This is a genomic window from Photorhabdus viridis, from assembly GCF_040256935.1.
GTDB classification, from domain to species: domain Bacteria; phylum Pseudomonadota; class Gammaproteobacteria; order Enterobacterales; family Enterobacteriaceae; genus Photorhabdus; species Photorhabdus viridis.
In genome coordinates this window covers 1-256 of the sequence record NZ_JBEJZY010000410.1, presented here as the reverse complement: position 1 = coordinate 256, position 256 = coordinate 1, and the positions used below count along the sequence as shown (strand labels likewise).

At 49.2% G+C, this 256-nt stretch carries 1 pseudogene; it reads left to right on the top strand.

The features are described 5' to 3' along the window. Window positions 1–139: 139 nt before the first annotated feature. Window positions 140–256: pseudogene (locus ABR397_RS23950) on the top strand (RHS repeat-associated core domain-containing protein); the annotation flags it as partial.

Sequence of the window (256 nt, the reverse complement as noted above, 5' to 3'; positions counted from 1 at the left end):
GCGCTAACATCGGGAAAGTGCCCGTCGGGGCGAGTTGATATGTTCTTTAACAGGGCGGGAAAAAGTGGCGAAGAAAAAGGCTGCTAAATCAGGGGGAAAGGTCCGCTCAACCGTATGATGGCGTCGGGATAGTCCCTAAGATCCCATAGGGTTAGCGGGCGGATTGAACCTGTATCAGTATGCCCCCAATCCGATGACTTGGATTGACCCTTGGGGATTAAATAAAACACCAGCTCAATTACCAGATAAAATAATC